Origin of the sequence: Ketobacter sp. (assembly GCF_003671495.1) — a bacterium.
Classification (GTDB): Bacteria; Pseudomonadota; Gammaproteobacteria; order Pseudomonadales; family Ketobacteraceae; genus Ketobacter.
In genome coordinates, this window is sequence record NZ_RCHN01000020.1 from 145,531 (window position 1) to 157,460 (window position 11,930).

Here is an 11,930-nt window from a genome sequence, read left to right on the forward strand (position 1 = left end):
TCAGTCCCCATCGTTGGAGTTGAACCCCAGATTGATTCCCAGTGCCTTGGTAAGCTTGGTTTTGATCAGGCTGTTAAGTGCACCCAGGGATTGGTACAGGTCTTCCAGCTGCTGGCGATAGCCGGGCTCCATGACCGCTTCCCGCAATGGCTTGTCGATGGTGGCAAGCAGGGCCAGGTTGTCGTTGAGGCGGGCCTGGAATTCGTCGGCAATGACTGCATTACCCTTGCTTTCCAGTAATCTGCGCAGGTCGTAGGCCTCATTGTTTTGCATGATGCCCTGCATGGCCAGCAAATTGATTTTTATGTTGTCCAGGGAACTGTCACTGCGCCAACCCTCGGAAAAATACCCGTTTGGCTGTCGATTGCGGTTTTTGTAACCCAGGGGGCCGCCCAGTTTGTCCACTTTCACCTTTTCCATCTGGGTCAGCATGGCACCCACCGCGTCCGATACCGCGTTGGCGTGCACCCCATCCTGGGGTTGACCCACGCTCGCCAGCCAGCCGGCCTGGAATTGGGCATCCTGCCAGGCCTGCACAATGCGGCCGGTGTTCGCGGCAAGGGTGGTCGTTATGGCGGTCAGCAACTGACATTGATCGCCAGACTGTGTACCGGTGCTGGTGAACTGAGTAACGTAAGGCTCATCAAACAACAGCAGCTCCACTGCACTCAGACCCTGCACCACCACACTGGCGTTGGCCACCCCCTCTACCGTGATGGATTGCGGCTCATTGAGCATCTTGTTCACTTTGCGCGCCACGATGTTCTTTTTATCGGGCCAGAACTGGATTTTCCAGTCGTCGTTGTGTTCCACGATGGGCCCGAAGCGCACCCATTGTATATCCTGCCAGGCCGCCATGGTCTGGCGCCATTGCTGGCGGGGAACGTTGATATCCGTATTCTGGACGCAAAATTCCTGCACCTGCCGGTTCAGATCCCGGCTACTGCTATGCAATGACTGATAACCCGCCTCAATGCGCGCGCTCAGCGCCGTGATCCACTTTTCTTCCGGGCTCGTGCGCTCGCAGGAACCCAGCAACAGCCACAGCATGGTCAGCAATAAGATTCGTCTTGCCACGAGCCCCCCTCAAGCAGGTCAACATTATCAGGTCAAAGATTCAAAGCGAGTTCAGAAAAGCCAACAAAGCATCCCGCTTCGCCGGACTGGTTTGGACCACATAATCGCGGCTGGGTTTCCCCTCACCCCCGTGCCACAGTATTGCCTCCAGCAAACTTTGCGCCCGGCCATCATGCAGGTAATGCTCAAAGCCACTCACGACACCGGTGAGCCCAATCCCCCACAGAGGTGGCGTCCGCCATTCTGAGCCGGAGGCCGAAAAAACCGGCCTATCATCCGCCAATTCCGGCCCCATGTCATGCAATAACAGGTCCGTGTAGGGATGGATGGTCTGCTCTGAAAGCGGCGCCCGGTCAGCCAGCGCTGGCGTCACATACTGGACCCGATGACAACCGGCACAGCCCGCATCCATGAACACCGCCTCACCGGCCTTCACTTGCGGGTCATCCGTGTTGCGCCGTTTAGGTACCGCCAGATGGGAAGTGTAAAAGGTTACCAGGTTCAGGATTTTATCGGACACCTCCGGCACGCCCCCCGCTGGTGCCTGGCGACAGGCCGTCTGCACCGAGGTGCAGTTTTCCGCCGGGAACAACGAGCTGGTGATTCCGATATCGCCGTTGAAGGCCGCCGCGTTTTGTTGCCGCAGCGTAGGTTGCTCCGCTTTCCAGCCAAACCGCCCCAGCACCAACTGTTGTTGGGTCACATCCCACACCGGATTCCAACGCCCGGATATGCCGTCCCCATCCGCATCCTCCGGATCAGCCAGCGCCTTGATCTGCCCGTCACTCAGGGCCTCAAGCAACCCCAAACCGATCATGGGTGGCGCAATGCGCATGGAGAACGCCACCTGTTGGTCCAGCGGACCGTAGGCCAGTTGAGACAGCGAGAGGATCGGTTTGCGCAGGCGCACCACCTGCCCCCCGGACAGGGTCACCTCGTGATACTCATAGTCGATGTGCAGCTGCGCTTCCGACTCAACACCGGGGATGGCAAAATCCTGTAGCTGGTCACCATATTCCGGATGCGGAATCACGCCGTGCTGGCGAATCCGCTGCCAGTCCTCAGGGCTTTGAGGCTTCAGGCTGAGTCGCACCAACAGGGAAACGGCGTTGTCGTCCCCCGTCGCAGGCAGATGTCCACGACCGTCGCGGATGTGGCAGTTTTGACAGCCGTTGGTATTAAACAGCGGGCCCAGTCCATCGCGAGCAGTGGTAGTGGCCGGGGCGATCACCCAGGGGTTGCGAAAGAAGCTGTTCCCCACGTTGAAGTCCAGCCTGCCCTCAAAGGACAGATTGGCGGCCGCTAGAGAGAAAGCATCATTGTCGGTTTTGCTGACGCTGGTGTTGCCACCGGATTTTTCCCCAAAGGCGTAGAGCCAGCATGGCAGCAGACAAAGCAAAAGGCCCCACAGCGCAGTGCGAGGCCTTGGTTTAGACAATACAGACATCGTCACCCTGATTCACACGATCAGAAATCATGGTCCGCGTTGTCCGGAGACAGGTTTTCCACACCCAACTCCGTGGCCACCTTCTCAATTTTGCGGGTTAATGCCACCAGACCGTTGATCGCGTTCTTGATCAACTCAGCCCCTTCCTCATTGCCCTCTGCGATCATTTGATCGAATTTCATGGGCTGCTTGCCTTCCGCTTTATCCACCAGTGCCTGCATGGATCCCATACTGGCTTTGAACTGCTGATCGGTTGCCTTGGCCAGCTCCGGGTTCTTGGCGGCCACCAGTTGCGCAAGGGAGTCTCCCTTCACCACCGAGCCGTCGACTCTTTTATAGGTGCCGTAGTAGATGTTCTCGATGCCTTTGGCATCGTAAAAGTGGGAATAGTGAGTGTTGTCACTGAAACAATCGTGCTCGTCTTCAGTGGAATTCGCTTCCAGTGCCACCTTCATTCGTTCGCCGGCCAGTTCACCCAGGGCCAGGCTGCCCATGCCAAACAGGGCTTTGGTAATCGCCACCTGGGGCTTCTGGGCCTCCAGTTCCGCCCGATAATTTTCCTGCCCGGGTGCCCACTGGGCCTGCATGTATTTGAGGTCGGAAATCAGCAATTCCGTAGCGGCTTTCAGATAGGCCACCCGACGGTCACAATGTCCATTGGTGCAGCCTTTACCCTGCACAAAATCCGTATAGGCCCGCTGCCCAGCACCGGGCTTGGTGCCGTTCAGATCCTGTCCCCACAACAGAAACTCAATGGCATGGTAACCGGTGGCCACGTTGGCTTCAGAACCACCCAGTTCGTTCAGGCTGGCCAAAAGCTCCGGAGTAATTTCACTCAAATCCAGGGTGGTGCCTCCCAACTTCAGAGACGGGGTTGCAATAATGTTGGCGGTGGCACCCACATTACCCATCTCGTGGTGATAATTGGAGGACGCCACATAATCGATCAGACCTTCATCCAAAGGCCAGGCATTCAGCTGGCCTTCCCAATCATCCACAATGCCATTACCAAAACGGAACACTTCCGACTGCTGGTAAGGAACCCGCGCCTGTTTCCAGGCAACGCGGGCCGCATCCAGAGTAGCCTGGCTGGGCTTGCTGACCAGAGCGTCGATTTTGGTTTGCAGGCTTTCCGCGGTGGACAGGGAATCACTGAACACCGCATAGGCAATGTCGCCATAGGTCTTGACGACGCCCTGTTCGGTAACAGAGGCCTGAACCGGGCCTGCGACCAGAATGCTCCCAGCAAGAACGAGCCGAGCTACTGATTTCATTGTGCTTACTCCAATTGGTTGTCAGTTAATGATTAAAATTCCGCAGCCAGTTGTACCACTACGTTATTGGATTTTTCGCCGGTGCCGCCGTCGCTTTCGCTGTAGTCTTCATCGTGCCAGAATTCAACGGCCAGGCTGACGTTCTCATACACAGAGGTTGAGCCGCCCAGTGACAGTCTGGATTCCGGCAGGCCCAGTGCCACGGCTTCGTCGGATTCTTGCAGGGCAAAACCAAAGCTATACTCCTGGCCGCCCAAATTAGTGGCGAAATCCACTTCCACCTGGATGGCTTCCGGCTGGAATTCTGTGTTGCCGACGAACTCGATGTCGTCGATGGCAGTCATGTACTCCGCCACAATGGTGATCACATCCACGCTCAGGCTACCCGACAGGGACACGGCGCCGTCGTCGCTCTCCAGCAGCAAGGGGTCGACCAGTTCAGATATGGCGTCAGACTCGGTCAACGCCGAAATGTAGTCAAAGCCCAAGCTGAAGTTGTCCTGACCGAAGCTGGCTGTGAAACCGTAGTTCTCTACGTTGTTTTCACGATCGGTTGAGCCATCGAACAGATAGGCCCCGACGGTAAAGCCATCCTGCTCCAGCCCGAACAACGCTGCGGTTTTGTTGGTTTCCGCCAATTCCAGAACCAGCGTGTCGTTCACCAGGGCAGTTTCGAAGCGACCAAAAGGCAAATACTGTTTGCCCACCAACAGATCCACCGGACCCACCAGGTTCTCGAACGACAGAGTGGCCACATCCACGTCCAGTTCGGTTTCGTCTTCTTCGTACAACAGGACGATTTCAGCATCGACCTTGTCATTCAGTTCTGCAGCAATCCCCAGTTCCACGGTGGCCACGGTGAGGTCGCTGTAACTTTCATCATCGTAGCCTTCACCCCAGGTGGCTTCGATCTCAATCAATCCGGACACCTGTACTTTCTCTCCCAAAGCACTGCCGGATTTTGGCGTTTGCTGTTTTTCCAGCTTGGCCAAACGTTGTTCTACTTTGCGTTCAAATTCTGCGTCAGCCAGTGCATGAGCTGACAACCCCACAACGGCAAGGGCCAGGGCGGTACGGGTAAAAGGTGCGACAATTTTCATAAATAACTACAATAAAAAGACAAAGGAGTGGCGCACCAAAAGAGCACCACTCTAGCGTTAATGAGGTTTATTATCAACTGCAATTAATTTGCGTTTACTGATTTCGATCAAAAAAGGAGGCGATTTCATCGATGGCCATACGGCCATCTTTCAGCATGGGAAAGGTGTAATGCCACACGTGCTGCATTTTTTCCCAGATCTGCAGTTCAACCTGCACACCTGTTTTCTTGGCCTTCTCAGCAAGGCGGACGGAATCATCCAACAAAATCTCTTCCGAGCCAACCTGAATCAGCAAAGGTGGTAACTGGTTCAAATCTGCCGCCAATGGAGACAGTGCGGAGCGGCTGCCACGGGCTTCCGCACTGGCGCCTGCGGTATAGTGGGCGGCAAACTGTTCCAGCAACCCGGGGGAAAGCAGCAGATCCACCGATTCCTTGGTGGTGATGGTGGTACCGCTCATGGAAAGATCGGTCCAGGGCGAGATACAACAGGCCGCCGACGGCAGCGGCACACCGGTTTCGCGGAGTCTGAGTAATGTCGCCAGCACCAGATTGCCCCCGGCGGAATCACCGGCCAGGTAGATATTCTCCGGTTTGACCCCCTCCTCCAGCAAGGCATGGTACACGGAAACCGCGTCCTCAATGGGGGCCGGGTGTGGATGCTCGGGGGCTTTGCGATAGTCCGGCGCCACCGCCCGCATGCGGGCTTTTCTGGCCAGGCGGGAAATAATGTGACGATGACTCATGGGCGACCCGACGCAATAACCGCCGCCGTGAAAATACAGCAGCACCCGGTTACTGGGGGCGTGTTTGGGCTGGTGCTGTTCACAGGCCACCCCACCGTAGTTGATAGCCTGGATTTTCACGCCCCGGGCCTGGGGCATCAAGCGGCCGTAGAAATTCATCATGCGGCGCGAATGGGCGATTTTCGCGGGCTCCACCGACAGATCCGGTGAGAATGGTGATCTAAGAATGGTGTTTACTAGCGTTACCGGCAATCGTCCGGACGAGCAAGTCATATGACAAATGCTCATGTTCCCTTCCCCTCATTTACTACTTTTTATTGGTAAGTCAGTCAAATTAGCACCCTGCCAAAGGGGACGCAAGATCCGTGTCAGAGGCCACTTAGAACCCTGATATGCTGATAAACGCTGCGGGACAGGGCCTCCAGGTGATACCCGCCCTCCAGACTGGAGACGATCCGCCCCTCACAGCAGTGGTCCGCCAGCCGCTTGAGTTCCCCGGTTACCCAGTAATAGTCCCGCTCATCCAGGTGGATGTCCGCCAGTGGATCGGAATGATGGGCATCGAAGCCGGCGCTGATCAGCAGCAACTGCGGTTTGAAATGCTGCAACTTGTTCATCCACTGCTGCAACACCCAGTCCCGGAACTCATCACTGCAAGTACCGGCATGCATGGGCGTATGCACGATATTCGAGCGGTTCTGGTCCGGTATGGTGTGCGGATAGTAAGGATGCTGGAAGCTGGAACAAAACAGGATGCGATCGTCGTACTGCAGAATGTTTTCGGTGCCGTTACCATGGTGCACGTCAAAATCCACGATGGCCACCCGCTGCAGGTCGTACTGATGCAATGCATAGGCTGCCGCCACGGCCACATTGCTGAAAATGCAGAATCCCATGGCGCGGTTTTTCTCGGCATGATGGCCCGGTGGACGCACCGCGCAGAAAGCATTGGCGGCCTCCCCGTTCATCACCATATCTACCCCTTTGCACACCGCCCCCGCCGAGCGTAAAGCGGCATCCAGGGTGTGGCGGTTTGCCACCACGTCGTCCCCCAGGGTTTTCAGGTCCTGCAAGGGGAACTGGGCAAACACCCCGTCCACATAGTCCCGGCTGTGCACGCGATACAGGTGTTTCTTCTCAATTTTAGGGGCATCCACCTGTTGCAGCAGATCCCACACCTGGCGCTCCATCAGGTAATCACGGATTGCACTCAGACGGCGGGGGGATTCCGGATGGTCGAAGCCCATGTCATGGAGTTCGCAGTCGCGGTGGCTTATATAGGCAGTGGTCATGGCTTCAATACTAAGGTCAGTGGTGTATGAGAATCAGAGTCGTTTGATGACGTAGACGAGATCTTCGTCTTTCTCGTCATCCCGCAGCTCGAAGCCCATGGAGCGGGCCAGTTTGCGCATGGGCACATTATCCCGCAGCACGATGCCGTCCATGAATTTCAGCCCTTTGTTGCGGGCCGCCTCGATCAGCAGTTCCATCAATTTATACCCAATACCGGTACGATGCCATTGATCTGAGACAACCACGGCAAACTCGCAACTGATGCCATCCGGGTTCAATACATAGCGGCTCACCCCGATTTCCTCCCAGGTGCCATTGTTCTGGACCAACGCCACCAGGGCCATTTCCCGGTGGTAATCAATCTGGGTAAAACGGGCCAGCATTTCCGGCGTCACCCGTTTCACATTGTGCATGAAGCGGTAATAACGGGATTGCTCCGACAGGCTTTCGATAAAGGACTTTTCCAGTTCCGCGTCTTCCGGGCGAATGGGGCGGATCTTCACGTCCACCCCGTTTTTCATCTGCCAATTGGTTTCCAGATACACCGGATACGGATGAATGGCCATGTGTTCATAGCGTTTCTGCGCCGGTGGCAGATAGTCCACTTCAATCACCGCATCCAGCACCGTGGCTTTCTCGTGATCCAGCACCAAGGGGTTGATATCCAGATTGCGAATCCAGGGCAACTCGCAGGCAATCTCCGACAGGCGCAGAATGATGCGCTCCAGCTCTGCCCGGTTAGCGGCGGGCATATTGCGGAAACTGTCCAGCATTTTCGCCACTTTGGGGGAATCAATCAGGGTGTTGGCCAGCAGGGAGTTCAACGGCGGCAGACTGATGGCAATGTCGTTCATCACCTCCACCATGGTGCCACCGTGACCAAACACCAGCACCGGGCCAAACACCGAGTCGTTCTTGATGCCCAGCAGCAATTCCCGGTTGGAACTGGAGGTCACCATGTGCTCCACGATCACGCCCTCAATACGCGCGTCCGGTTTCTTCTCAGCCACATCGTCCATCAGTTTTTTATAGGCGCTGCGCACCGCTTGGGCATTCATCACATTGAGCGAGATGCCGGAAAAATCCAGCTTGTGGCTGATGTCCGGAGAGTTGATTTTCAGCACCACCGGAAAGCCGATGGATTCCGCCGCCACCAGGGCCTCGTTGGCGGAGTGGGTGTTCCAGGAGGGATTGATGGGAATGTTGAAGGCCTTGAGGATGGCGCGGGATTCCAACTGGTTCAGCACCTTGCGGCCTTCCTGCAGCACGCCTTCGATGATCAGGCGGGCCCCCTCAATATCGGGGTGCACATCTCTGGCCACCGAGGCCGGTGCCTGGATCAGGTAGGTGCGGTTGCGGAAATAGGTGGTGAGATACTTGGCGGCCTTGACCGCATTTTCCGGAGAGGAGAACACCGGGATGCCCCGCTCCTGCAGGGAACGGCGAATACCCGCCACCTTGTCCCCCCCCATGCAACACACGACGATGGGTTTGAAACTGGTTTTCTGAATTTTGTACAAGCGCTCATCCACATCCTCCACCACCTTGCCCCGCGGCGGCGTCAGAATCACCACCAGGAAGTCTACGTTTTTGTCGGTAGCGATGATTTCGCAGGCTTCCATAAACTCGTCGTTCAGGCCAAAACGGCTGCTGTAAACCGGATTGGAGCTGGCATCCATCGAACGCAAGCTGGCCAGCCGGGCCGAGGCATCATGCCCCAGCTCAGCCAATGGCAGATGCAGGTCATAGGCGGTATCGCAGGCCATGATGGCGGGGCCCAGCCCATGGGAGATGATGCCGATGCGCTCACCGCGCACACTGCGATGGATGGGGAACGCGCGGGCCGCCAGGAACAGGTCGGTGAGGGAATAAGCCCGCACAATGCCTGCCCGCTCCAGCGCCGCATCAAACACCAGATCGTTCCCCACCAAGGCGCCGGTGTGGGACAGGTGCTGCCCCACCGCCTCCCCATGGCGCCCGGTTTTCAGCACGATCACCGGTTTGCTGCGGGCCACACCGCGCAACCCGGAAAGAAAGCTGCGGGAATCCTGCACCCCTTCCGCATAAATCAGAATGCACTCTGTCTGTTGGTCGATGACCAGATAATCCAGAATGTCCCCGGCGTAGACCCCCGCCGCCTGTTCCAGGGAGATGATAGTGGAGAACCCCACTCCACTGGCATTGGCCCAATCGGTCACCGCCCGGCAAATGGCCCCTGAATGGGAAATCAACGCAATCTTGCCAGGCTTGATGTCCACCCGATCCAGGGTGGCGCGAATACCCAGGGCCGGCCGCACAAAGCCATAGCAATCGGGGCCCCACATGCGAATATTGAGATTGTCGGCCTGGCGCCGCAGACTCTCCACAAACTGGCTGCGCAGGAAACCATCGCGATCGTCCAGATGCGACAACACCACCACCGAGTCGATTCCCACCGCGGCGCAACGATCCAGCTGCTCCGCCACCATGGAATCCGGGGTGGCAATGATCACCAGGTCCAGGCGTCCGGGCACCTGGTCAATGGTCTCGAAATGACGAGAGCTCCCCAAATGGCGACCACCGGACAGCAGGGAGCGTTGGCGTGGGTGCACCAGCCAGACCTTGCCTTTGAACTGCTCCTTGAGCCGTTCCGCCAGGCGGGCTTCGATGGAGCTGTTGCCTTCCCCGGTGCCGATGATGGCAATGGTGGAAGGCTCGAAGAAATGAGTCAGGTAGTGTTTTTTCATTCACCTTCTGCCGTATTGTCGATGGAATTCGCGGGTGAAGTGGAATTCGCAGGTGTAGTGGTATCAGTGGGCGAGCAAGACACTTGCGTCCATTGCTCAACGGCCTGCCTTAAACAGGACCGGGCAGCTTTGATTCCACTCAAGCCCAGGGCGTCAATGCAGTCCTGCCAAGTATGATTCTGCAATACTTTCATGACCAGGAGCCTGCGCCCCGTGATGTCGAGGGCAGGACTGCGGCCGTTGGCGGCATACCGCCCCCACAACAGCCGCCAGAGGGACGGGGCCACGTTCTCCAGGGGCGTCCAGTTTGCCAGATACCGCTGCAGGCCGATTTGATCTCTCTCATGATAGCGGATGCCGGAAGCGGGAGCGTCGGCCATCAGCCCCACCACCAGATCTGCCGGCAACAGACGATGACTGCCCTGCAACAACAGGGGAAAGTCAGCATTGAAGCAGTCCAGGGCCGCCTGCTGTACCCGGCGCCCGGGCTCCGATAATCCCTGCAGCACCAGCAGGCTGTGATCGCCGGTGGTGGCCTCCCGGGTGTAGCCCACCCGCAGTGGCAGGCAACCGTTGCGTTGCCAGAAGGCCAGCACCGCCGGACTGCCGGAAAACAGCGAACCGATGCAATCCACCTGCTGTGCCAGGGCGGTTCGTACTAAGTGTTGCAGCAACGTGCTACCCAAGCCCTGTTGCTGCAGATCCGGTTGCACGGCAATGCGCACCACCCGCCAGTGGGTTTGCCCCAGGGCAGCCTCCTGCCCCAGGTGTACCGCCAGGGTTTGCGGCAATACCTGCCCATGGGGTCGACGCCGGCCCTGCACGATGGCCTGGGCCAGTTCGCCGCTGAGCTCACCTTCCGCCGCCACCATGGCCACCGCCAGCACCCGGTCGGCCTGGGTCAGCGTGAACAGGCGAACATTGGAACCATCCAGCATGGTGCGCAAATCGCTGGGCCGGGTGCGGTAATGGGCGGTCATGAGCAGCTCAAACATCTGGTTCAAGCACGCCTCAGAAGCCTCGTCACACTGGAAACGAAATTCGGAAAACGCCGGAGCTGCAGTCGCGTTGTCGGGCGTGGTGGGCAACGCTGCCGGTTGCAACAGCAATGCGCGATTGAGGGACTGTTCCAACCAATCCCCCCCCTGCCAGCGCACCGGCTGTTGCAACGACATTTTCACCCAGCCGGGATACTGGGCATCCAGAAAGCGCTGAAAGCGCACCGCAAAACCACGGCCGGTGCCTTCATAACCGTTTACTGTGGTGGCGAACACCGCTCGAGCGTAATGACGCAACATGGCTTTCAACATGTCCGGTGCGATGGCGGCGGCCTCATCCACCAGCAACAGATCTGCCGCTGGCCGCGCACTGAGCAAGCGATCCGGCGCGACAAATTCCAGGGAACCTGTGCTTCGGGGCGCTTCATTTCGGGGCTCTTCATTGTGATGATCTGCAGGTGGCTCCGACAAACGCGCGAAGCGCAAAATGGTTTCAGCACTTTCCGGTCGGGGCGCCGTGACCACAATGCGTCGGCCCTGTTGCAACAGGCGCTGCACAGCAATCCCCATGGCGGCACTTTTGCCCCGCCCGCGATCGGCTTCGATCACCAGGGGGCGCTTGCGATGACCGGACAGCACATGCAATACCGCCTCCACCGCCTGCCGCTGGCACTGGGTAACACAACCCCAGTCATCCGGGCTGCGCTGCGGTACTGTGGCAGCAGGCAACTCAGGTAGAAAGAAGCCCTCATCCTCAGTGATGCGGGCGACCTTTGGATTCCCCGGTGGTGGTTGATGCTTCAGTTGCTGTTGAAAAATCCACGCCAGGCGCCGGGCGTAATCGGTTTTGACCGCGGCCACCCCCCAGGGTTGAACTGCAATCCTGTCCCGCAACCCGTCTTCCAATTCATGCCATTGATGCAACGGCGGGCACAGCATCCACAACATGCCACCACCCCGGATATTGCCGCTGATGGCCGCCAGGGCATCCGCCTGCAATCCGCTGTAGACATCAAACACCCCGTGATCCGCCTCGCGTCCCAATTCATGATTGATTTTGTCCGGCGATAACCGCCAGGCGGATTCCGGCGCCCGGGTTGAATACCAGAGCGGAGTTCGGGCCTGCAAGCCCTGTAAACAACCCTGCACGGTGGACAACGTCCAGTCTGCACTGCCTTCCACCAGCACCAGCAGGCGTCGATCCGAATGGCGCAGGGATTCCTGCAACTGTTGCAGCCGGGGCAGCAACAATGGGTCCATTCTGGTTTGA

General features: G+C 57.8%; 8 protein-coding genes. All 8 read right to left on the reverse strand.

Going from position 1 to position 11,930, the window contains the following annotated elements; all coding sequences use genetic code 11:
* A complete protein-coding gene (locus D9N14_RS10415; RefSeq protein ID WP_290579319.1) occupies positions 1-1,077 on the reverse strand; it encodes an imelysin family protein in 1,077 nt (358 codons plus the stop codon).
* A 40-nt stretch (positions 1,078-1,117) separates the two neighbouring features.
* Positions 1,118-2,476 carry a di-heme oxidoredictase family protein gene (locus tag D9N14_RS10420; RefSeq protein ID WP_290579320.1) on the reverse strand — a complete coding sequence of 453 codons (1,359 nt, stop codon included), beginning with the start codon at positions 2,474-2,476 and terminating at the stop codon, positions 1,118-1,120.
* Positions 2,477-2,544: 68 nt separating this feature from the next.
* Entirely contained in the window at positions 2,545-3,798 is a 1,254-nt protein-coding gene (locus tag D9N14_RS10425) for an imelysin family protein (RefSeq protein ID WP_290579321.1), read from the reverse strand.
* 32 nt (positions 3,799-3,830) lie between these two features.
* Positions 3,831-4,898, reverse strand: a complete 1,068-nt coding sequence (locus tag D9N14_RS10430; RefSeq protein WP_290579322.1) for an LbtU family siderophore porin — start codon at positions 4,896-4,898, stop codon at positions 3,831-3,833.
* 94 nt (positions 4,899-4,992) lie between these two features.
* Entirely contained in the window at positions 4,993-5,931 is a 939-nt protein-coding gene (locus tag D9N14_RS10435; RefSeq protein WP_290579323.1) for an alpha/beta hydrolase, read from the reverse strand.
* An 80-nt stretch (positions 5,932-6,011) separates the two neighbouring features.
* Positions 6,012-6,935, reverse strand: coding sequence for a histone deacetylase family protein (locus D9N14_RS10440; protein ID WP_290579324.1), 924 nt, complete (start codon positions 6,933-6,935; stop codon positions 6,012-6,014).
* Between the two features lie 33 nt (positions 6,936-6,968).
* Positions 6,969-9,662 carry a GNAT family N-acetyltransferase gene (locus tag D9N14_RS10445; RefSeq protein ID WP_290579325.1) on the reverse strand — a complete coding sequence of 898 codons (2,694 nt, stop codon included), beginning with the start codon at positions 9,660-9,662 and terminating at the stop codon, positions 6,969-6,971.
* A complete protein-coding gene (locus D9N14_RS10450; RefSeq protein ID WP_290579326.1) occupies positions 9,659-11,920 on the reverse strand; it encodes a tRNA(Met) cytidine acetyltransferase TmcA in 2,262 nt (753 codons plus the stop codon). Before D9N14_RS10450 ends, D9N14_RS10445 begins: the two co-directional genes overlap by 4 nt.
* Positions 11,921-11,930: the final 10 nt, after the last annotated feature.